The sequence below is a fragment of the Paramagnetospirillum sp. genome (genome assembly GCF_058402745.1).
The window spans coordinates 13,551-34,756 of sequence record NZ_JBZVFI010000002.1 but is presented as its reverse complement, the minus strand read 5'-3'; the positions used below and the strand labels follow the sequence as shown (position 1 = coordinate 34,756).

17 protein-coding genes and 1 tRNA gene are annotated in these 21,206 nt (G+C 66.8%); 14 read left to right on the top strand and 4 right to left on the bottom strand.

What is annotated here, in order from left to right; all coding sequences use genetic code 11:
- Nucleotides 1-123: 123 nt before the first annotated feature.
- From ACV4UZ_RS00195 to ACV4UZ_RS00160, 8 genes are all read left to right on the top strand, one after another.
- Complete coding sequence (locus ACV4UZ_RS00195; RefSeq protein WP_491598944.1) at nt 124-1,260, top strand: patatin-like phospholipase family protein; 1,137 nt, start codon at nt 124-126, stop codon at nt 1,258-1,260.
- Nucleotides 1,261-1,418: 158 nt separating this feature from the next.
- A complete protein-coding gene (dprA, locus tag ACV4UZ_RS00190) occupies nt 1,419-2,546 on the top strand; it encodes a DNA-processing protein DprA (RefSeq protein ID WP_491599070.1) in 1,128 nt (375 codons plus the stop codon).
- Nucleotides 2,547-2,579: 33 nt separating this feature from the next.
- Nucleotides 2,580-5,258, top strand: coding sequence for a type I DNA topoisomerase (topA, locus tag ACV4UZ_RS00185; protein WP_491598943.1), 2,679 nt, complete (start codon nt 2,580-2,582; stop codon nt 5,256-5,258).
- The gene (locus tag ACV4UZ_RS00180) at nt 5,255-5,866 is read left to right on the top strand and encodes a formyltransferase family protein (RefSeq protein WP_491598942.1); all 612 of its coding nucleotides are present in this window, start codon (nt 5,255-5,257) and stop codon (nt 5,864-5,866) included. The genes topA and ACV4UZ_RS00180 overlap by 4 nt, the downstream gene beginning before the upstream one ends.
- 363 nt (nt 5,867-6,229) lie before the next feature.
- Nucleotides 6,230-7,822 (top strand): flagellin N-terminal helical domain-containing protein, encoded by a 1,593-nt coding sequence (locus tag ACV4UZ_RS00175; protein WP_491598941.1) that lies wholly within the window; start codon nt 6,230-6,232, stop codon nt 7,820-7,822.
- Nucleotides 7,823-7,976: 154 nt separating this feature from the next.
- Nucleotides 7,977-9,977 carry a flagellin glycosyltransferase Maf gene (locus ACV4UZ_RS00170; RefSeq protein ID WP_491598940.1) on the top strand — a complete coding sequence of 667 codons (2,001 nt, stop codon included), beginning with the start codon at nt 7,977-7,979 and terminating at the stop codon, nt 9,975-9,977.
- Nucleotides 9,970-11,883, top strand: a complete 1,914-nt coding sequence (locus ACV4UZ_RS00165) for an O-linked N-acetylglucosamine transferase family protein (RefSeq protein ID WP_491598939.1) — start codon at nt 9,970-9,972, stop codon at nt 11,881-11,883. The genes ACV4UZ_RS00170 and ACV4UZ_RS00165 overlap by 8 nt, the downstream gene beginning before the upstream one ends.
- A 3-nt stretch (nt 11,884-11,886) precedes the next feature.
- Entirely contained in the window at nt 11,887-12,897 is a 1,011-nt protein-coding gene (locus ACV4UZ_RS00160) for a glycosyltransferase family 9 protein (RefSeq protein ID WP_491598938.1), read from the top strand.
- Here the strand turns inward: ACV4UZ_RS00160 and ACV4UZ_RS00155 are convergent, their stop codons facing one another.
- Nucleotides 12,898-13,275, bottom strand: coding sequence for a flagellar biosynthesis regulator FlaF (locus ACV4UZ_RS00155; RefSeq protein ID WP_491598937.1), 378 nt, complete (start codon nt 13,273-13,275; stop codon nt 12,898-12,900). It abuts the gene before it with no gap.
- Nucleotides 13,276-13,473: 198 nt separating this feature from the next.
- Here ACV4UZ_RS00155 and ACV4UZ_RS00150 point away from each other — a divergent pair, with 198 nt between their 5' ends.
- The 4 genes from ACV4UZ_RS00150 (at nt 13,474) to ACV4UZ_RS00135 (ending at nt 16,768) form a co-directional block, all read left to right on the top strand.
- A complete protein-coding gene (locus tag ACV4UZ_RS00150) occupies nt 13,474-14,322 on the top strand; it encodes a hypothetical protein (protein ID WP_491598936.1) in 849 nt (282 codons plus the stop codon).
- A gap of 40 nt (nt 14,323-14,362) precedes the next feature.
- Nucleotides 14,363-14,851, top strand: coding sequence for a flagellar biosynthesis regulator FlaF (locus ACV4UZ_RS00145; RefSeq protein WP_491598935.1), 489 nt, complete (start codon nt 14,363-14,365; stop codon nt 14,849-14,851).
- Nucleotides 14,852-14,927: 76 nt separating this feature from the next.
- Nucleotides 14,928-16,019 (top strand): hypothetical protein, encoded by a 1,092-nt coding sequence (locus ACV4UZ_RS00140; protein ID WP_491598934.1) that lies wholly within the window; start codon nt 14,928-14,930, stop codon nt 16,017-16,019.
- Complete coding sequence (locus tag ACV4UZ_RS00135) at nt 16,016-16,768, top strand: tetratricopeptide repeat protein (RefSeq protein WP_491598933.1); 753 nt, start codon at nt 16,016-16,018, stop codon at nt 16,766-16,768. The genes ACV4UZ_RS00140 and ACV4UZ_RS00135 overlap by 4 nt, the downstream gene beginning before the upstream one ends.
- 36 nt (nt 16,769-16,804) lie before the next feature.
- On the opposite strand, the gene ACV4UZ_RS00130 is transcribed toward ACV4UZ_RS00135, so the two are convergent.
- Together ACV4UZ_RS00130 and ACV4UZ_RS00125 are read right to left on the bottom strand one after the other, a co-directional pair.
- Nucleotides 16,805-16,881, bottom strand: a tRNA-His gene (locus tag ACV4UZ_RS00130).
- 51 nt (nt 16,882-16,932) lie between these two features.
- Nucleotides 16,933-18,093 carry an aminotransferase gene (locus ACV4UZ_RS00125; RefSeq protein WP_491598932.1) on the bottom strand — a complete coding sequence of 387 codons (1,161 nt, stop codon included), beginning with the start codon at nt 18,091-18,093 and terminating at the stop codon, nt 16,933-16,935.
- 237 nt (nt 18,094-18,330) lie between these two features.
- Between ACV4UZ_RS00125 and ACV4UZ_RS00120 the strand changes: the two genes are divergently transcribed.
- A complete protein-coding gene (locus ACV4UZ_RS00120; protein ID WP_008616616.1) occupies nt 18,331-18,669 on the top strand; it encodes a P-II family nitrogen regulator in 339 nt (112 codons plus the stop codon).
- Nucleotides 18,670-18,748: 79 nt separating this feature from the next.
- Nucleotides 18,749-20,161, top strand: coding sequence for a type I glutamate--ammonia ligase (gene glnA / locus ACV4UZ_RS00115; protein ID WP_491598931.1), 1,413 nt, complete (start codon nt 18,749-18,751; stop codon nt 20,159-20,161).
- Between the two features lie 74 nt (nt 20,162-20,235).
- On the opposite strand, the gene ACV4UZ_RS00110 is transcribed toward glnA, so the two are convergent.
- The gene (locus tag ACV4UZ_RS00110) at nt 20,236-21,132 is read right to left on the bottom strand and encodes a DUF4365 domain-containing protein (protein WP_491598930.1); all 897 of its coding nucleotides are present in this window, start codon (nt 21,130-21,132) and stop codon (nt 20,236-20,238) included.
- Nucleotides 21,133-21,206 lie beyond the last annotated feature (74 nt).

Sequence of the window (21,206 nt, the reverse complement as noted above, 5' to 3'; positions counted from 1 at the left end):
TTCTCCAATCAGGTAAGGCCCGGGCTCGACTGTAACGATACCTGCGGTTGCCAGCGGGGCCGGGCTCGCGGTACGCTTTGCCAAAACAAGGACGGTAACCGTCTTCTCCGGGAGGATCGCTCAATGGGAAAACCCCATCGGATTGCGCTGGCCCTGCAGGGCGGCGGCGTGCATGGCGCCTTTACCTGGGGCGTGCTCGACGCGCTGCTGGACGAAGCCGCTTCCGGCACCATCGAGTTCGTCGGTGTCAGCGGCGCGTCGTCGGGGGCGCTGACCGCCACCGCCATGGCCTATGGCTACCACGAAGGCGCCGCCCAGCCCGGCCCGGCCAGCGCCCGCTCCAAGCGCATGGCCGAGGCCGCCCGGACCAAGATCCGCGAATTGTGGGAAACGGTGGCCCGCGCCGCCTTCTGGGGCGGCAATCCCTTCGTGGCCGCCATCGGGCTGGCCCACGGCTGGAACATCGACGACACCCCGGCGGCCCGCTGGGCCGACGTGGCCGGCGCCAACACTCCGGCCGCCGAATCCGGGCTCGCCACCTATCTCACCGCCGTGCTGCGGGACGTGCTGCCGGAGATTCCCGCCATCTTCGCCCTGCCGCAGCAGGGCACCCCCACCCTGATCGTCGCCGCCACCGACATCGGCGAATGCCGCCGCCAGCTGTTCATCGACGGGGCGGTGTCGCCCGACGCGGTGCGGGCGTCCACCAACCTGCCCACCTCGCTGCATACGGTCAGCATCGGCGACCATCATTACTGGGATGGCGGCTACATGGGCAATCCGCCGCTCACGCCTTTGGTCGAGCGTCTGCGCGAGGCCGACGCCGAGGACCTGCTGCTGGTGACGCTCAACCCGCTGCACCGCGACGGCCCGCCGCCCAAGGGAGCGCGGCAGGTGCTGGACCGTCTCAACGAGGTGGCCTTCAACGCCTCGCTGGTCCACGAGGTCAACGCCATCGAGACCATCAACCGGCTGGTGGATGCCGGCATGATCAAGGACCCGCCGCCCGGCCAGCATCCCTATCGCCGGGTCAACCTGCACCGCATTCACGCCGACGACGAGATGGTCAAGCTGGGCGTCTATTCCAAGGACGCGCCGGCCTGGGACTTCCTGGTCTATCTCCGCGACCTGGGGCGCAAGGCCTTCGCCGACAGCTGGTCCTCCATCAAGCCGGCCTTGGGCAAGCATTCGTCCTGGGACACCAATTCGGTGTGCGACCAGATCCTGGCCCGGAAAGCCATCACCAGCCGGGAGAAGTAGGGGGCGTTAGCCTCCTGTCATCCTGAACGCAGTGAGGGATCTTTCAGGCAAGGACGGCGGGCGCTTCGGGTGAAAGATCCTTCAGCCGCGTCGCGGCTTCAGGATGACAGGATGAAGCGCCCTTGACCGATTGCATGCAACCGGTCACGCTGCACGTCATGGACGAGGGCAAGAGGCAACTTTCAGCCGCTGAACGGTTCGACTGGCTGCGGCTGATCCGCAGCGAGAACGTCGGGCCGCGCACCTTCTCGCGTTTGCTGGAGCGTTTCGGATCGGCCGGGGCGGCGCTGGCGGCGCTGCCCGATCTGGCCCGCAAGGGCGGGGCGCGGCGGCCGCTGAAGATCTGCCCCAGGCCCGATGCCGAGCGCGAGATGGAGGCGACCGAACGGCTGGGCGCCCGCCTGCTCGGACTTGCCGAGCCCGCCTACCCGCCCTGGCTGGCGGCGCTGGAGGATGCGCCGCCGCTGCTGTGCGTGCTCGGCGACGGGGCTGTTCTGGCCAAACCCATGGTGGCCATGGTCGGGGCGCGCAACGCCTCGCTCAACGGCCGCAACTTCGCCCGCCGCCTCGCCGCCGACCTGGGCCGCGCCGGCTACGTGGTGGCCAGCGGCATGGCGCGCGGCATCGACACCGCCGCCCATCAGGGAGCGCTGGCCTCGGGCACCGTGGCGGTGCTGGCCGGTGGCGTGGATGTGGTCTATCCCCCCGAGAACACCGAATTGTGGCGCGAGATCGCCGGGGCCGGTGCCGTCGTCTCGGAGATGCCGGTGGGCACCCAGCCCCAGGCCAGCCACTTTCCCCGCCGCAACCGCATCATCTCGGGCTTGTCGCTGGGCGTGGTGGTGGTCGAGGCCAATGCCCGCTCGGGCTCGCTGATCACGGCGCGCTTCGCCGCCGACCAGGGCCGCGAGGTGTTCGCCGTGCCGGGCTCGCCCATGGACCCGCGCGCCGCCGGCCCCAACGACCTGATCCGCCACGGCGCCACCCTGACCGAAAGCGTCGCCGACGTGACCGATGTGCTGGGCGACCTGCTGCGCCGTCCTCTGGCCGAGGGCAAACGCGCCGGTTTCCGCGGTCCCCAGCCCGCCGAGCCCGACGCTTGCGAGATGGACCGCGCCCGCCGGGCGGTGGCCGAAGCCCTGGGGCCGGCACCGGTGACGGTTGACGAAATCATCCGCCAATGCCAATTGTCACCCTCCATGGTGTCCTGGGTCCTGCTGGAGGTCGAACTGGCGGGACGGTTGGAGCGCCATCCCGGCAACCGGGTCTCGCTGCTGGTCGGCTGAGTCCGGACGCCCATTGGAAGTGAACGGGTGCGGATGAAAGTCGTCGTCGTCGAGTCTCCGGCCAAGGCCAAGACCATCAACAAATATCTGGGCAGCGACTTCCACGTGCTGGCCTCCTACGGCCATATCCGCGACCTGCCGCCCAAGGACGGCTCGGTCAGGCCCGACGAGGGCTTCGCCATGGACTGGGAGACGGATGCCAAGTCCGAGCGGCAGATCAAGGAGATCGTGGCCGCCGTCAAGGGCGCCGACAAACTGTTCCTGGCCACCGACCCGGACCGCGAGGGCGAGGCCATCTCCTGGCACGTCCGTCAGGTGCTGGAATCGCGGAAGGCGCTGAAGGGCGTCGAGGTCAAGCGGGTGGTGTTCAACGAGATCACCAAATCCGCCGTGCTCGACGCCATGCGCAATCCCCGCGACATCCATCAGGAACTGGTGGACGCCTATCTCGCCCGGCGGGCGCTGGACTATCTGGTGGGCTTTACGCTCTCGCCGGTGCTGTGGCGCAAGCTGCCGGGCTCGCGTTCGGCGGGCCGGGTCCAGTCGGTGGCGCTGCGCCTGATCTGCGAGCGCGAATCCGAGATCGAAAGCTTCAGGCCCCGCGAATACTGGACCATCGCCGCCGACTTCCTGACGCCCAAGGGGGCGCTGCTGTCGGCCGGGCTGACCCATCTGGGCGGCAGGAAGCTGGACAAGTTCGACCTGTCGTCCGAAGCCCTGGCCCGCGACGCCGAGAAGAAGGCGGCGTCCGCCCGCTATTCCGTCGCCTCGGTGGAGCGCAAGCGCACCAAGCGCAATCCCTATCCGCCCTTCACCACCTCGACCCTGCAGCAGGAAGCCAGCCGCAAGCTGTACTTCGCCGCCGCCCGCACCATGCAGCTGGCCCAGCGCCTGTACGAGGGCGTCGACATCGGCGGCGAGACGGTGGGTCTGATCACCTATATGCGTACCGACGGGGTGCAGATGGCCGCCGAGGCCATCGCCGGAGCCCGGGCCGTGATCGCCGAGGATTTCGGCAAATCCTACGTCCCCGAGGCGCCGCGCCTCTACAAGACCAAGGCCAAGAACGCCCAGGAAGCCCACGAGGCCATCCGTCCCACCGATCTGGCCCGCCGGCCCGAGGACGTGGCCCGCTATCTCGACAAGGACCAGCTGCGCCTCTACGAGCTGATCTGGAAGCGGACGCTGGCCAGCCAGATGGCGGCGGCCGAGCTGGATCAGGTGGGCGTCGACATCAAGGGCGACCAGCACGGCATCGTCTTCCGCGCCACCGGCTCGGTGGTGGTGTTCGACGGCTTCATGAAGGTCTACCGCGAGGACAAGGACGATTCCGACGACGAGGACGCGGAAAAGCTGCTGCCCGACGTGACCGAGAAGGACGCCATGGAGCGCAAGGCCATGCGCACCGAGCAGCATTTCACCCAGCCGCCGCCGCGCTTTTCCGAAGCCAGTCTGGTCAAGCGCATGGAAGAGCTGGGCATCGGCCGGCCGTCCACCTACGCCTCCATCCTGTCGGTGCTGCAGGACCGCAATTACGTCCGCCTGGACCAGCGGCGCTTCATCCCCGAGGACCGGGGCCGTCTGGTCACCGCCTTCCTGGAAAGTTTCTTCGGCCGCTACGTGGAGTACAACTTCACCGCCGATCTCGAGAACCAGCTGGACGACATCTCCGGCGGGCGCATCGACTGGAAGAAGGTGCTGGAGGTGTTCTGGAAGGACTTCTCCGGCGCCGTGGACGAGACCAAGGATCTGCGCGTCGCCCAGGTGCTGGACGCCCTCGACGAGCTTCTGGGGCCGCACTTCTTTCCCGATACCGGCACGGGCCGCGATCCGCGCTCCTGCCCCACCTGCTCATCCGGGCGGCTGTCCTTGAAGCTGGGCAAGTTCGGAGCCTTCATCGGCTGCTCCGCCTATCCCGAGTGCCGCTTCACCCGGCCGCTGACGACCGGGGGCGAGGGCGAGGAGGAGGTGAGGGAAGGTCCCAAGGAATTGGGCAACGACCCCGAAAGCGGCCTGCCGGTCACCCTGCGCAAGGGCCCCTACGGCACCTATGTCCAGCTGGGCGACGAATCGACGCTGAAGGCCGAGCCTGCCCCGGCGCCGGAGAAGGGCAAGAAGGCAAAAGCGGCCAAGGCGCCCAAGCCCAAGCGGGTGTCGCTCTACAAGGGCCTCGAGCCCGCCGACGTCACCCTGGACATCGCCTGCCGCCTGCTGGCCCTGCCGCGTCTGATCGGCACCCACCCCGAGACCGGCAAGTCCATCAGCGCCGGGGTGGGACGTTTCGGTCCCTATGTGGTGCATGACGGCGTCTACAAGTCCCTGGCCAAGGACGACGACGTCCTGGTCATCGGCATGAACCGCGCCATGGAGCTGCTGTCCCAGGCCAAGGGGCGCGGGGCCGCCGGCCCCCTCAGGACCCTGGGCGAGCACGAGGGCAAGCCGGTCACCCTGCACGAGGGCCGCTACGGCCCCTACGTCTCCCGCGATGGCGTGCATGCCACCCTGCCCAAGGACGTCACGGTCGATACGGTGACGCTCGAGGCCGCCCTGGCCCTGATCGCCGCCAAGGCGGCCAAGGGGCCGGTCAAGCCGGCCAGAGGCCGCAAGGCCGCGCCCGCCGCCAAGACCGAGGCGGCGCCGAAAAAGGCCGCCGCCAAGAAGGCTCCCGCCAAGAAGAAGGCTCCGGCCAAGAAGGCCGCCGCCAAGACATGAGCGGCGGGGCCGTCCTCTTTCTCGGTCCCGCCAATTCGCCGCTGCTCGGCTGGTTGCGAAGCCAGGGGGGCGGGGTGGAGCAGACGGACGGACGGATCGACGCCGCCTTCGTGCGGGCCGGCGGCTTCCGGGCGGTGGTCAGCTACGGCTACCGCCATATCCTGAAGGCCGAGGTGCTGGCGGCCATGCCCGACGTGGCCGTCAACCTGCATGTCTCGCTGCTGCCCTGGAACCGGGGCGCCGATCCCAATTTCTGGAGCTTCGTGGACAATACCCCCAAGGGCGTCACCATCCACTGCCTGGCCGACGGGGTGGACACCGGCGACATCCTGGCCCAGAAGGAAGTGGTGTTCGGACCGGGCGAGCATACCCTGGCCTCCACCTATGCCCGTCTCCAGGATGAGATTCAGGACCTGTTCAAGACTCATTGGCCGGCGATTCTGGCCGGAACCTGCCCGCGCCGCCCGCAGGTCGGCGAGGGCAGCCTTCACCGGATGAAGGACAAGGAGTTGCTGGCCCACCTCCTCGCCGATGGATGGAATACGTCCGTCCGAGTGCTCGAGCGGCATGCCGGCAAGGGCAAAGAGGTGATGGCCGGTCACGAGTGAGAAATACTCCGGTCCCGGCCGGCGGCGCAATGGTGTATCTGGTGATAACTAAAGGTCTTTTATTGGGGTTTGGTGGTTCGTCAAAAGTGTAGCTCCCAATAAATACAGCATCAATATTGCAAAGTGACAAAATATGGCTTTTTCGCCACAAGAGTTAACAAATCCTTTACTCCCGAACCCGGCATCATGTTGAAGTGATTGGCAAAAATTCGGTTGCGCGGGGACTGTCAGTTGATCTAGACTGATGTTGTTAGGAAGTGTGCTCCCTGCATGCGACCCGCAGCCAGTGGCTTGCCGGTTGCGGGGAATGTAAGGAAGCCCGGGGCGAGAATCGCACCGGCCTCTCTAGAAAGGAGATTGGTTATGTCTGACGTCACCCTTACCTCCGCCGTCCGCAGCAACCTGCTGGCGCTGCAATCCACCCAAGGCCTCGTGAATCGTACCCAGGGCCGTCTGTCGACCGGTTTGAAGGTCGGTAGCGCCATCGACGATCCGGTCGCCTACTTCCAGGCCAAGGCGCTGTCCGACCGCGCCAGCGACTTCCAGGGCAAGAAGGACAACATCGACCAGGGCGTGTCCGCGCTGTCCACCGCGCTGCAGGGCATTTCCGGCGTCACCACCCTGGTCAAGCAGCTCAAGGGTCTTGCGCTGAACGCGCAGTCCGCTTCCAGCTCGCAGATCAGCAGCCTGGTGCAGCAGTTCAACGCGCTGCGCAGCCAGCTCGACAATCTGGCGACCGACACCCAGTATCAGGGCCAGAACCTGATCGCCGGCGCCGGCCAGACCCTGACCGTCAGCTTCTCGAACCTGACCGGTTCCAGCCTGGAAGTGGACTCGGTGGACGTGAAGGTCGGCGCCGCCGGCCTGAACATCGCCAAGGCCGTTTCCTCCAATGGCGGCTTCCAGCTGTCGTTCGACGACGCCACCGGCGTGGCGCTGGGCACCAGCGGCGTGGTCAAGGCCACCTATGCCGGCACCGCCACCGCGCTGGCCTCGGGCTCCTACACCTTCTCGTACGGCTCGGCCACGGTGAGCTTCACCGTGTACTCGGCCGGCGCCACCACCAACGCCGACCTCGGGTCCGACGTGGCCTTCACCACCACCTCGGTGTTCGCCAACGGCCAGGACTTCAACTTCCGCGCCACCACCGCCTCCCTGACCGGCACGGGCCTGTCCGAGCTGAACGTCACCCAGGGCAGCGTCCAGAACAACAACCGGTTCGCCGTGGAATACGCGGCCCTCAGCCAGGGCGGCATCTCGGCCCTGGACAAGGGCGACACCATTGACATCACCCTCAATGGCCTGACCGGCAACTCGCTGGCCAAGGGCACCTACACCTTCGCCTACGGTTCCTACAACCTGACCTTCACCGTGGCGTCGGCCGGCGATTCCGCCAACGGCACCTTCACCACCACCAGCACCTTCGTCAACGGCAGCTTCGGCACCGCCGCCGGCGCCGTGCTGACCCTGACCCTGGGCTCCGGCTCGGTCACCGGCCAGGACACCATCTCGTTCTCGGCGGCCGGCGTGTTCGCCTCGGCCAACGGCGGCAACATCAAGGGCCAGGCCTATTTCAGCGCGGGTGGCATCACCGGTGCCTACGGCATGCACATCAGCGCCGAATCCAACCTCGGCTACGTGTCGGGCCAGTACGTGCTGGACGCGAATCTGGCCGGCGTGGTGCAGGACCTGGTCACCAAGCTGGACGCCAACCTGCAGACCCTGCGGTCGGTGGCCCAGAACCTGGGTACCAACGTCGCCCTGCTGAACACCCGTCTGGACTTCACCAAGAACTACGTCGACCTGCTGCAGTCCGGTTCGGGCAAGCTGACCCTGGCCGACCTGAACGAGGAAGGCGCCAACCTGCTGGCCCTGCAGACCCGCCAGCAGCTGGGTATCCAGGCGCTGTCCTTCGCCGGTCAGAACGAAAAGTCGATCCTGTCGCTGTTCCGCTAAGTCGAAATGGCGTAAAACTTGGGAGAAGAGGTGGCTTTGCCACCTCTTTTCTTTTGTCCGGTTCCCCGCGAGAATCCGCCCGCCCCGGGGCGACGTCACGGGCGGGAAGGCGGACGGCATCGCGGCCCCCAGCAAGGGGAAAGGGAGAAAGGGCATGGCCGAGGCGGCACACGTCGACAGCGAACTGGTCACGAGGAATTTGCAGGCCTTCATGGAGCTCATGCCCGAGCTCGGTGTCCGTCTTCAAGCCTATCAGGCGCAGAGCCAGCTGGTCACCAATTCGGACGGCGACCTGGACGTGGAGTTTCGCGGCGAGTTGCTCTACGGCCCCGGCGGCCGCAAGCGGGTCGAGGCCATGGTGGAGGCGTCGGCCACCACGATCGACAGCCGCATCAACGTCAATCCCCTGTCCAGCGGACACGTGGACCTGATCACCCAGCGCTTCCTCTACCGCACCTTGAAGCGCGCCACCGAAGCTGGCATGGAGTTCCTGCAGTTCCCCGAGGAAACGGGGGGCTTCCACCTGGCCTGCATCGGGCTGGGTCTCGGCTATCACCTTCCCCTGCTGCTGGAGCAGGTGAAGCCGGCGGGAATCCACATCGTCGAACCCAACATGGATTTCGTCTTCCACTCGCTGGCGACGGTGGAGTGGCGGCCGCTGCTCGAGACCCGCCGCGACAATCCCTATCGGTTCAGCCTGATCATCTCCGAGGATTCCGGCGACATCGCCCGCTCGCTCCGGGCGGTGATCCGCTGCTGCTGTCCGGTGGTGGTCGACTGGGCGCGGGTCTTCGTCGCCTACAACAGCCCGATCCTGATGGCGGCCATGTCCGAGTTCATGCGCGACGCCCAGCTGATCGGCATCGGCCTCGGCTTCTTCCATGACGAGATGGAGATGACGCGGGCCTCCTACATGAATTTGCGCGACGGCAATTATCAGGTCATGCAGCGCGCCAAGAACACCCTTAGCGCGCCGGTGTTCATCGTCGGGTCGGGGCCGTCCCTGGACGACGACATCGAGGTGATCAAGGCCAACAAGGACCGGGCCGTGATCATTTCCTGCGGCACCGCGTCCCGCGTCCTGCTGGCCAACGGCATCCAGCCCGACTTCCAGATGCTGCTGGAGAACGGCGCCGCCCCCTATCGCGCCCTGGCCGCCGTCCACGAGGAGTTCGGCTTCGGCGATGCGGTGCTGATCGCGTCGAACACCGTGGACCCCAGGGTTCGCGGCCTGTTCGAGAATGCCGTCTACTATTTCCGTCCGGCGCTCAGTTCCTATGCCCTGTTCAGCCCAGGCCCCCAGTATTCCCTGGAGGATTCCGGGCCGACGGTGACCAATACCGGCACCTCGGCGGCGCTGGCGCTCGGCTTCCGCGAGCTGTACCTGTTCGGCGTCGATCTCGGCAGCCGCAATCCCAAGCGCCACCATTCAAAGCAATCCCTCTACCGCCACGACGACGACCAGAAGGAGGGGCAGAAGGGGGTGATGAACTTCGACACGGTGTTCGACGTCCGCGACGTGGGCAATTTCGGCGGTCTGGTCTACAGCGAGACCATCATGCTGTGGACCCGCGACGCCTTGGGCCGCATCATCGGCCGTTACCGGCCCGGCGTGGACGCCTTCAACTGCAGCGACGGGTTGCTGATCGAGAACACGCGGCCCATGAGCTCGCAATCCATCCGGCTGAAATCCACCCCGGAAATCAAGGCCCGGGACCTGGCCAGGGTGAGGGCCACCTTCCTGCCCGGCACCGAGGCCCATTTCACCGAGCGCTGGGGCCGCGAGAACTGGCAGCAGAGCATCGTTTCGCTGCTGGAGGAATGCGCGGCGGCGGTGGATGACCATCTTGGCGACATCAATCCCATGGTGGTCCGGCTGTCCGAGCTTTTGATCAGCGACTACAAGGCGCCGCCCACCGTCGCCCAGTTCTTCACGCGCGGCACCGTCATGATGGCGGTGATGTGCTTCGACTATTACGCCAAGCGGGTGAAGAATCCGGAACACAAGGCGGCGTTCTGGGACATCGTGCGCGACGAGTTCCTGGAGATGGTCCGGGTCATGACGTTGCAGTGCGAATGGTATTTCGAGAACATCGAGAAGTTCGAATCGGACGAGGAACTGTTCGAGAAGGTGACGGGGTGGCAATATGAGTGACGAATTCACCCAGGATATCGAGGACCTGATCCGCATCCTCCAGACCGGCACCGCCGCCGAGCTGATGGAGCATTGCCAGACGCGGATCGGGCAGGGCAGCCTCAATCCCTACCATTTCCTGGCCATGGGCATCACCTCGTTCTGCAGCGGCGATGCCGGGCTGGGCATCCAGCTGCTGGAGCGCGCCCATTCCATCGCGCCCGACTGCCGCGAGGTGGTGGACGTCCTGGCCAGCCTCTACACCAGGGTGGGGCGGCTGGCCGACGGCCTTTATTACGGCAAGCTGGCGGTGTGCCTGAAGCCGCGCCCCGACGCCAAGGAACTGGTGCCCGCCGATCTGTCCTCCTACATGGCCTCGCTGCAGACCGTGGGTATTTCCCACCATCTGACCAATGCCGAGGCGGCCTTTCATCTGGGCCTGTTTCGGGAGGCGCTGGATCAGGCGGAAAAACACCTGCGCATCCATCCCGGCGACGAAGCGAGCATGCTGCTGATCGCCCGCTCGTTGCTGGAACTGGGGCAGCCCTTCAGGGCGGCGGCCATGATGCGGGCCGCCCTGCACCACAAGCCGTCCGACGCCCGCATGCACGCGGTGCTGGCCGACGCCATGATGGCCTGCTCCCGCCACGGCGCCGCCCTCGAGCATCAGAAGATCGCCTTCGAACTGGCCGGGGACGACGACGTCCTGCGGGCCAGCCTGGCCGGCTCCCTGGTGCTGCAATCGCAAGCCAACTGGCCGGCCGCCCGGGCGATGATCGATGCCTATCTGGCCGACCGCGAGGCGCCCGTCCGGCGGGTCAACGCCCGCGACAAGGAGGAAACGCCGGTGGTCGGGCTGATGTGGGACCAGGTCTACGACAGCCCGCTGATCAACTGCCTGATTCCGGTGATCCGGCACCTGGAGATGACGGTCCTTTACACTCTCAACCCGCGCCATGACCACATGACCGACGTGCTGCGCACCAGCGTCATGCGTCCGCGCCAGGCCATCGGCATCGACGACGCCACCATGGGGCGCATCATCCTCGGCGACCAGCCCTCGGTGCTGATCAACTTCTGCAGCCCCGGCGAGCGTGCCTGCTATCCGGTGTTCAAGGGCGAGGGCGCGCCGGTCACCGTTCACTGGATCACGTCGCCCATGTGCGACCGCCTGCCGGGCGCCAGCGTGGTCCTCTCCGACGAGGAAACCGCGCCGGTCGATCGCCTGGCCTATGGCGACGACCGGGTGATGACGCTGCCCAATCTGCTGGCCTATCAGTTCCCGCGCATTCTGGCCCCCGAGGACGAGGTCCTCGACCTGCCGCGCTCCACGCGGGGCTTCACCATGTTCGGCGTCCACGGCATCCCCGCCCGCATGACCGAGGAAAGCGTCGCCCTGTGGTCGCGGGTACTGTGGGCGGTGCCCGACGCCCATCTGATGATCGGCGGGCGCGACGACTGGGAAGAGGAGATGATCTCCTGGGGCCTGGAGGCCTTCGCCGAATACGGCGTCTCGAACCGCGTCCATTTCCAGGCGCCGCTGGACGGCAACGACATCGCCGCCGCCAAGGCGTTTCCCCACATGATCGACGTGGTGCTGGATTCCATTCCGGTCAACGGCCTGACCGAGCTGGCCTGGGACCTGTGGATGGGCCTGCCGGTGGTGTCCATGCGCGGCGACCGCCGGGTGGGGCGGACGGGAGCATCCATCCTGCGGGCGGCGGGACGGCCGGAATGGATCGCCGATGATCCGGCCGGCTACGTGGCCATCGCCGCGGGGCTGGCCCGCGCGCCCGACCTGGGGCGGATCCGGACCGGTCTGCGCGAGCAGGTCCTGGCCTCGCCCCTGGCCGACACCGACGCCCTGGGGGCGGAGATTTCCGTGCGACTGAAGGGAATTCGGGCCCTCAACCTGTTGCGCGGCTAGATCATGGCCCGCGATCCGCTGGCCGAGGCCTTCGAGCGCGTCGAGGCGGGGGATTTGGCCGGGGCCATGGCCATTTACCGGGCCGCCCAGAGCGGCGGTGATCCCCGGGTCAAGATGTGCCTGGGCCAGATGCTGCTGCTGCATGGTGATTACCGCCGTGGACTGCCGCTGGCCGAGTACCGCCCCCAGCCGGACATCGGCGGCCCCCGCTGGCGCGGGCAGCGGCTGGCGGGCGAGACGGTCCTGATGCGGGGCGAGCAGGGCTTCGGCGACAACATCCAGTTCGTGCGCTACGCCGCCTTGCTGGCGGCGCGCGGCGCCCGCGTGGTGGTGGGCTCGCCCGCCGGGCTGGGGGCCGTGCTGGCCACGGCTCCGGGCGTGGCGGCGGTTGTGGAATCGGGCCAGGCGATGGCGCCGCCCGATTTCCAGGTGCCGATGATGTCCCTGCCCCATGTGTTCGGCACCACCTTGCAGACCATTCCCGCCCACGTCCCCTATCTGCGGGCCGATGCCGGGCTGGTGGCGGAGTGGCGCGACCGTCTGGCCGGCCATGGAGGGCTGAAGGTCGGACTGGTGTGGGGCGGCAATCCCGAGGCTCCCTACGACGGACGGCGCTCTCCGGGACTCGATCCCTACCTGACTTTGCTGGACGTTCCCGGCGTGACCTTCTTCAGCCTGCAGAAGGGGCCGGCCGCCGCCCAGGCGGCGGGGCGGAGCCTGCCGGGAAATTTCATCGACCTGGGGCCGCGTCTCGGTGATTTCAGCCAGACCGCCGCCGTCATGGAGGGGCTGGATCTGATCGTTTCATCCTGCACTTCGCCGGCCCATCTGGCCGGGGCGCTGGGGCGGCCGGTCTGGGTGGTGCTGTCCAGCTTCCCCGACTGGCGCTGGCTGCTGGAGCGCGAGGACAGCCCGTGGTATCCCACCGCCCGGCTGTTTCGGGCCGGGCACGGCGAGGGATGGGGGCCGGTGCTGGGGCGGGTGCGGAACGCGCTGGCGGAGCGGGTGGGCTGATCAGCCCGCCTTGCCTCCGGTCGCGGCGTTCTTCTGGCCTTCCAGCAGGCCCTCGGCCAATTGCATGTTGATGTTGATCAGGGTGTTGAGCGAGGAATCGCCGATGGAGGCCCCATTGGTGAAGGTGGTGTGGGCGACGAATTCGCTCAGGCGGATCAGGTTGGCCTTGAGATCGGGCGGCAGCGGGCTGCCCGGCGACCGGGCCAGGGCGCGGATGGCCACCCAGACCTCCAGATTATGGTTCAGCGCCGCCACCAGTTCGGCGGCACGGTTCTCGCCGCTGCGGGCCCGATCCAGGGCGATGGCCGCCTCGGCCAGGCTCAGGGCTTCCTGTTCGGGGAGGGGAAGGCTCGACAGATCGCCGATTTCTTCGGTCATGGGAGTCTCCTGAGGCAGCGTTCGACGCGCGGACCTTGTTGATTCTGGCCGATAATTCTGTGGCATCTTCCGTTAGAAAACCGTTAACCCCGCCACACTGGCCACCGCTTGCCCGGCCCCCCGATTTATGGATTTCTTAACGGAACGATGCTAGGCTCGGCATGGGTGAAGAATTCGCCCGCCGCGTGGGAGGTTTCCTTGAGCGACACCGTGCTCAGTGCTTATGTCGGCGATCTGACCCAGATGCTCAGCACGCTCTCGGGCATGTCGTCGCGTCCGGCGTTCAATCTGGCCTTCGCCAACATGCAGAACGCCATGGTGGTCCGCTACAACGACGAGGTGTCGGCCTTGCAGAGCAAGGCGCTGGACCGCTACGACACCAACCTGGACAAGGAACTGGCCCAGCTCGAGGAGCGCCTGCCCAAGCTGCAGGAATACCAGGTTCAGGTGAACAATGCCCGCACCCAGTTGCTGGATCGCCTGGATGACCTCAACAATCTGGCGTCGCTCAATACCGATCAGCAGCTCAACGCCGCCTACGGCGACCCGGTGGACCCCACGAGCTACGACGCCGCGGTCGAGGCCTTCAACGAGAACCTTGGCAATCTGCCGTTCATCGATGGGGCCGAATTCGACCTGTATGGCGACGAGGGGATCGGCCAGATCCGTTTGAATGGCCTCGGCATCGAGCCTTTCTCCGTTGACGACGACGACGCGGAAACCGGCTCGACCTACAATCTCGGCACGTCGCTGGAGACGCTCAATCTCGCCCTCAACCGGATAACCAACCGCCTGGACATCGTTGCCAGCGAAATGGATTGGGTCGAGGAGCGCATTACCGAGATTCGGGATCACCAGCAGCAGTCGGTGGCGGAGATCAAGGCCGAAGTCGCCGAGCAGGTCGCGCAGAAGAAGATGCTCATCGCGCAGCAGCTTCAGGCCATCTCCATCGGATTCGAGGCGGCGCAGGCCAGCAGCGACCAGATGGTCAAGGCCTTCACCAACGATACCTATCAGGTTGGTTCGGTGGTCAACCTGTTTTCATAGCGCGGTGGCAGCACCGTCCTGAAAAGTGATGGGAGTGGTTATGAATCCTTACAGCAACGCAGCACATGCCGCCAGTATCCCCCAGGAGGGCAATCCGCGTGAAACGGAGGCCTGGGCGCTGACCGAGGCAGCCCGCCGCATGGCATCGGCGTCCCGTGGCGAGCCCGAGGGCATGCGCGAGGCGCTGCGGCTCAACTGGAAGCTCTGGACCATCTTCCAGGCCGACCTGATCGGGAAGGTGGAGGCCGGCGAGACGACCGAGACCGTCGTCAACATGCTGAGCCTGTGCCAGTTCGTCGATTTCCACACCGTCGCGGCCCTGACCGAGCCCAACGCCGCCAAGATCGAGGTGTTGGTCAACATCAACCGCAACATCGCCAGCGGGTTGCGCGATTCCCTGGCCCGCGAGGCCCGTGAGGCCGCCGCCGCCGCCGGTACCGCCGACCCCGCCGCCGCTCCCGCCGCCCCCGCCGGCGCCTATGCTCCGGCACCCGGCGTCGCCCATACGCCCATCAGCGCGACCGCCTGATCGGCTTTGGACGGTTTACCGCATCCCCGGACCCGGGCCCGGCGCCCTGTCCGGGGATTTTGATTCACAAGTCCGCATGACCCGATCCTCCCGTCCCCTGATGCTGTTCGCCGCCGCCGATCCGGGCGGGGCCAACGCCGTCCTGCCCGTCGCGGTGCTGCTGGCCGGGCAGGGGGAGCGGGTGGCCGTCCTCGATCACGGCTTTCTCGGGCGCAATGCGCCGGCCGGCCTCGGGCGTCTGGCTCCGCCATCCGGCGGGGACCTGGAAGCCTGGCTGGAGGCCGCGGGCGTGGGGGGGCTGTGTTTCGGCACCTCGCTGGCCGACCACCTGCCCCTCGCCCTGGCCCGCGCCGCGCGGAGGCGGGGATTGCCGGTGCTGTGCGTGCTGGACAACTGGATGAACTATCATGCCCGCCTGAGCATGGACGGAGCCGCGCCGCTGGTTCCCGATGTCTACGCCGTCATGGACGACAAGGCGCGCGACGAGGCCCTGGCCGAGGGGGTGCCGGCCCGTTGCCTGCGGGTCACCGGTCATCCCGGGCTGGCCGGACTGGCCGCCGACGCCGATGCCGGCCCGGATGGGCGGCGGGGGCTGCGCGAACGCCTTGGCCTTGGGCTGGACGGACGGGGACTGGTCGCGTTCATCGGCGAGCCGGTGTCAAAGGACCAGGGCACCGGTCCGGATTTTCCCAACTGGCGCGGATATACCGAGCGCGATGCGCTGCTCCTGCTTTGTCGGGAACTGCAGCCCCACGCCGGGCATCTGGACGTGGCCATTGTTCCCCACCCGCGCGACGACGTGGCGGAACTGGAGGAATTGTGGCAAACCAGCCGGGGCGCCCTGAGCGGCGGTCTGGCCGGCGGGGTGTCCGGGCGTCAGGTGGTGCTGGCCGCCGACCGGGTGGCGGGCATGGCCTCGATCCTGCTCTACGAGGCCTGGCTGCTGGGCAAGCCGGTTCTCAGCCTGCAGCCCGGGCTGGTCCGGGCCGACCTGGATGCCGCCGTGCGGCGGCCCGGCATCGCCGTGGTGACCGAGAACGGGCGGGCCCCGGAGGCCATCGCCCTCTGGCTGGCGGCGGAGCAGGGGGACATGCGGCCGGATTGCCGGCGCCATCACGAGGCGCCGGTCCGCCTGGCGGACGTGATGCGAAATCTGATGGGGACATGATGGCGAAGTCTGACCGAATCGAGGAAGCGCTGAACAAGGCCCGGCAGGGCGACCTGTCCAGGGCCCGGACCATCTCGCGCGAGCTGGCCAAGGTTCCCCCCGGCCATGCCGGGCTGATGGAACTGGCGGTTGCCGCCCATCAGGGCGGCGACCTGCCCCTGGCGCTGAAGTTCCTCAACCGCGCCGCGGTGTCGGGGCTGATCGACGCCCTTTACGGCCGGGGCGTGGTGCTGGGGGCGCTGGGGCGGCTGGACGAGGCGCGGGCGGCCTTCGGCAAGTGCCTGGAGCGGGCTCCGGCCCACGAGGCGGCGCTGACCAATCTGGGCGGGCTGGAGCAGATGACCGGCAACCTGGAGGCGGCGGAGCGCTGCTACCGCGCCGTCCTGGACTTCGCGCCCCAGGCGGTGCTGGCGCTGCACAATCTCGCCGGGCTGTGCCTGGCCCAGGGGCGGCTGGACGAGGCCGAGGATTTCGCCCGCCGCGCCCACGGCCTGCAGGCCGGTCCGGATACCGCCCTGCGTCTTGCCGACATCCTGGGCGAGACCGGCCGTCACGCCGAGGTGGCCGACCTGCTGCGTCCGGTGATCGATGCCTATCCGGATGACGCCCGGCTGTGGCGGGCGGCGGGGCATGCCGCCAACGCGCTGGGGCGCCGGTCGGAGGCCCTGGCCGCCTATCGCAACGCGGTCGGCCTCGACCCCGAGGATACCGAGGCCAGCCACATGATCGCCGCCCTGACCGGCGCCTGAGCCGGACGGGAGAGGGGGCGATCGAATGAGGGGGAATGGGGCGAGTGATCGGATTCGAACCGACGACATCCAGGACCACAACCTGGCGCTCTAACCAACTGAGCTACACCCGCCACCGGGGAAGGCCGCATGTTTAGCGAAGTCCGGGGGCGCCCGTCAAGGGGCTATCCTCGGAAATAGCGTTCCAGCCGCTCCACCGCCTGATCGATGGCCGCCTCGGTCTTGGCGAAGCAGAAGCGGGCGAAGTGGTCGACGTCGCCGCCCTGGTAGAAGGCGCTGACCGGAATGGCCGTCACCCCGGCCTTCTCGGTGATGTGGCGGCAGAATTCCCCGTCGTCGCCGGCGAAGCCCAGGGGGCGGAAATCGGCGGTGATGAAATAGCTGCCGCCGGTGGCCATGACCTGGAAGCCGACCCGCTCCAGGCCGGCGGCGAGGCGGTCGCGGCGCTCGGCCAGCATGGCGGCGAGGCCGTCATAGTACGAATCCTCCTTGCCCAGGCCCCAGGCCACGGCGGCCTGCAGGTTGGGCGGCGTGGTGAAGGTCAGGTACTGGTGGGCCTTGGCCACCGGCCCGAGAACATCGGGGGCGGCGATCACCCAGCCCACCTTCCAGCCGGTCAGGGAGAAGATCTTGCCCGCCGAGCCGATCTTCAGGCAGCGTCCCCGCATGCCCGGCAAGGTCATCAGCGGCACGTGGCGGCGGCCGTCATAGACCAGATGCTCGTAGACCTCGTCGCAGACGCAATAGGCGTCGAAACGCTCCAGCAGGCCGGCCACGAATTCCAGCTCGTCGCGTCCCCACACCTTGCCCGCCGGATTCATGGGCGTGTTGAGCAGCATCAGCTTGGTCCGGTCCGAGAAGGCCGCCGCCAGTTGATCCCTCGGCAGGTCCCAATGGGGCGGCTGGACGCGCACCAGCTTCGGAATGCCCCCCGCCCGGCGGATGATGGGCAGGTAGGAATCGTAGAGCGGCTCGATCAGCACCACCTCGTCACCCGGCTCGATCAGCCCGAACAGGCAGGCGGCCAGGGCCTCGGTGGCGCCCGAGGTCACCATCACCTCGGCCATGGGATCGAGATCCAGGCCGTAGAAGCGCCGGTCATGGGCGGCGATGGCGGCGCGCAGGTCGGGGATACCCATCATGGAAGGGTACTGGTTGGGGCCGCTGGTCACCGCCTCGGCCGCCCTGGCGACGACGTCGGCGGGTTCCAGCCCCTCGGGGAAGCCCTGGCCCAGGTTGACCGCGCCATGGGCCTGGGCCAGGCGCGACATGGTCTCGAAGATGGTGGTGCCGAACGACGACAGAATGGAGTTGGCGGACTTCAACGGGGCTGCTCCGGCGTGGAATCGCGACGCTTCACCCTAGCCCGGAAGGCGGGTCCAGGTGAAGGGGGTGTGGTTTGCCCATGAAATAGGCGTAAATGCCTGAAAATAGGGCATCTTTGTCTGGAGATTCCTGGGGTTTGGGCGCTTTTCCGGGTGGCCGAAGTGGCACGATGCGTGCTAAATGAGTCGCGCGTTCAGACGCGGGTTCTCAACGCCAATCCGAAAGACGGCGGGTTCATGAAGAAGATCGAAGCCATCATCAAGCCCTTCAAGCTCGACGAGGTGAAGGAAGCCCTTCACGAGGTCGGCCTCCAGGGCCTTACCGTGACCGAGGCCAAGGGTTTCGGCCGACAGAAGGGGCATACCGAGCTCTATCGCGGCGCCGAGTACGTGGTGGATTTCCTGCCTAAGGTCAAGATCGAGCTGGTCATCGAGGACAACCTGGTGGAGCGCGCCGTCGAGGCCATCCAGCAGGCCGCCCACACGGGGCGCATCGGTGACGGCAAGATCTTCATCTCCACGGTGGAAGAGGCCATCCGCATCCGCACCGGCGAGCGCGGCAGCGACGCCATCTGAGTTTTCATCCCTCCGGCGGCCCGATCGTGGGCGGCGGGGCGGGACCGCGTGTTCAACTTCAACTCTCAGGAATGTGACCATGTCCGACGACGTCAAGAAGGTCCTCGAACTGATCAAGGAAAACGACGTGAAGTACGTCGATTTCCGCTTCACCGATCCGCGTGGCAAGTGGCAGCACACCGCTCAGCACGTGTCCACCGTGGACGCCGACATGCTGAACGAAGGCATCATGTTCGACGGTTCGTCGATCGCCGGCTGGAAGAGCATCAACGAGTCCGACATGATCCTGAAGCCCGACCCGGCTTCCGCCGTCATGGACCCCTTCGCCGCCCAGTCCCAGCTGATCATCAACTGTGACATCGTCGAGCCCGCCACCGGCCAGCTCTATGACCGCGACCCGCGCTCCATCGCCAAGCGTGCCGAGGCCTTCGTGAAGTCCTCGGGCGTGGGCGACGCCACCTATTTCGGCCCCGAGGCCGAGTTCTTCGTGTTTGACAACGTCAAGTACGAACTCAGCATGAACAAGGGCTATTACGAGCTGTGCTCCGAGGACGGCGTCGAGGCCCAGGGCAAGGACTTCGCCGAGGGCAACCTGGGCCACCGTCCGGGCGTCAAGGGCGGCTACTTCCCGGTTCCGCCGGTGGACGGCCACGTGGACATGCGCGCCGAGATGCTGACCGTGATGGGTGAGATGGGCCTGCCCATCGAGAAGCACCACCACGAAGTGGCCTCGTCGCAGCACGAGCTGGGCATCAAGTTCGGTTCGCTGGTGCAGGCCGCCGACTGGATCCAGATCTACAAGTACGTGGTCCACAACGTCGCCGCCTCCTACGGCAAGACCGCGACCTTCATGCCGAAGCCGATCTATGGCGACAACGGCTCGGGCATGCACGTCCACCAGTCCATCTGGAAGGCCGGCAAGCCCCTGTTCGCCGGTTCGGGCTATGCCGACCTGTCGGACACCGCGCTGTACTACATCGGCGGCATCATCAAGCACGCCAAGGCGATCAACGCCTTCACCAACCCGCTGACCAACAGCTACAAGCGCCTGATCCCCGGCTTCGAGGCTCCCGTGCTGCTGGCCTACTCGGCCCGCAACCGCTCGGCGTCGTGCCGTATCCCCTACTCGGCCTCGCCGAAGGGCAAGCGCGTGGAAGTCCGCTTCCCCGACCCCGGCGCGAACCCCTACCTGGCCTTCTCGGCCATGCTGATGGCCGGCCTGGACGGTATCGCCAACAAGATCCACCCCGGCGATCCCATGGACAAGAACCTGTACGACCTGCCCCCCGAGGAGCTGTCCCAGGTCCCGACCGTGTGCGGCTCGCTGCGTGAGGCCCTCGAGGCCCTGCGTGCCAACAACGACTTCCTGTGCAAGGGCGACGTGTTCTCGAAGGAATTCATCGAGAGCTACATCGAGCTCAAGTACGAGGAAGTGTATCGTTTCGAGCACACCCCGCATCCGGTCGAGTTCCAGATGTACTACTCGGTCTAAGTCCCGAGCCACATCAGGTCCGATTGCGAAGCCCCCGCCGGGAAACCGGCGGGGGCTTTTCGTTGGGAAGGGGGTTAGCGCGGCGGAAAGAAGCCGTCGCGCACCTTCCAGACCGCCTCCATGTCCAGCTTCTTGCCATCGAAGATGATCTGGCGGCTTTTCTTGTCGTCACGGTTCTTCAGATAGTGCGTCAGGTTCATCCAGCGGATGACGGCCTGGCCGGTGTGTTCATCTCTCTGGCGGATGACCAGATAGACGTCCGCCGGCTGGCTGACCCAATAGTCCAGGTGTCGCTCGTTGGTGACGTCGAATATTTCCTGCCCATCACCCTTGCGGGTCCGCAGGTAGGAATTGCCGCTTTTCAGCTGGACATAGATCTTCTTGCCGCTGGCCCGCCCGTGGTTATCCTTGAACTCGACCTCGCCATCGATGCCGTGGTCAAACATGGTGACCGGCCGGAAGATCTGGTTGGCCTCGCCGCAGATGGCCAGCATGTGGCCGATCAGGATCTGCTCCAGGGCCTGGGTGTCCAGTTCCTGGCGCGCCGTGGTCTCCATGGCCAGAATCTTCTGGGCGACCGGATCGCTCTTCAGCCGCTGCTCGATGAAGTCGACAAATTCCACCCGTCCGTCGCAGCCCTGGCAGGTGATGAAGTCCTTCCCGGCATCAATGCGCTGGCGAACCGCGGCGATATCGGTCACCGGCTTGCCGCAATGGGTGCAGACATAGCGCCGGTCCCGCACGACGTCGCAGGCGTGCCGCTCCAGGTGGCGGTGAAGGTACTCGATCAGGGTGATCTTCACCTCGTCGGGCACGCCGGAATCAAAGTGAAGGCGGATGGTGGCCTGTCCCTCTCCCTGACGGTTGTCGATCATCAGGGACAGTTCATGCCCCCTGCAGGTGGAGAAGACGGCGGCGTTGCGCCACAACTCGGGGTGCTCGAACTCCTTGCTGTACCACAGGCGCACCACCAGGGTGGTCCAGATGGTCTGCCACTCGCCCCGGAAGGTATAGGAGACAAAGGGGACGCCTCCGGAAACTGGCG